The organism is Bacillus cereus group sp. N14 (assembly GCF_016483555.1).
GTDB lineage: Bacteria > Bacillota > Bacilli > Bacillales > Bacillaceae_G > Bacillus_A > Bacillus_A wiedmannii.
Genome location: NZ_JAEHBQ010000056.1, coordinates 1 through 655 on the forward strand (window position 1 = coordinate 1; position 655 = coordinate 655).

Sequence of the window (655 nt, forward strand, 5' to 3'; positions counted from 1 at the left end):
AAAGTTAGTTTGTCTAGCATCTAAAAATAAAAATTGACGTTTCACGTTGTTTGTTTCGTTCAGTTTTCAAAGAACTAAAAGCGGGTGAAGAGAATCGAACTCTCGACCAGAGCTTGGAAGGCTCTTGTTTTACCACTAAACTACACCCGCGTGGTCGGGAAGACAGGATTTGAACCTGCGACCCCCTGGTCCCAAACCAGGTGCTCTACCAAGCTGAGCCACTTCCCGTTATGGCGCGCCCGAGAGGAGTCGAACCCCTAACCTCTTGATCCGTAGTCAAACGCTCTATCCAATTGAGCTACGGGCGCTTATTCATGATGTTTTTTCGTCGTTGTATTTTGGCGACTCAATTATCTTATCATACTACATTTTCAAATGCAAGTACTTTTTAAAAAGATTTTTTGGTGCGGCCGAGAGGACTTGAACCTCCACGGGGTTTCCCCCACTAGGCCCTCAACCTAGCGCGTCTGCCGTTCCGCCACGACCGCGCGGAAAAAACAAAAGTGAGCCATGAAGGATTCGAACCTTCGACCCTCTGATTAAAAGTCAGATGCTCTACCAACTGAGCTAATGGCTCATAAATGGCTGGGCTAGCTGGATTCGAACCAGCGCATGACGGAGTCAAAGTCCGTTGCCTTACCGCTTGGCTATAGCC

The 655-nt window shown here is 47.9% G+C and carries 5 tRNA genes; all 5 read right to left on the reverse strand.

The window, feature by feature from the left end:
- Positions 1-79: 79 nt before the first annotated feature.
- Positions 80-150: transfer RNA gene (locus tag JDS82_RS28980), tRNA-Gly, on the reverse strand.
- Position 151: 1 nt separating this feature from the next.
- Positions 152-228 (reverse strand) — tRNA-Pro (locus JDS82_RS28985).
- A gap of 3 nt (positions 229-231) precedes the next feature.
- Positions 232-308 (reverse strand) — tRNA-Arg (locus tag JDS82_RS28990).
- Positions 309-402: 94 nt separating this feature from the next.
- Positions 403-488: transfer RNA gene (locus JDS82_RS28995), tRNA-Leu, on the reverse strand.
- 16 nt (positions 489-504) lie between these two features.
- Positions 505-577 (reverse strand) — tRNA-Lys (locus tag JDS82_RS29000).
- Between the last annotated feature and the right edge of the window lie 78 nt (positions 578-655).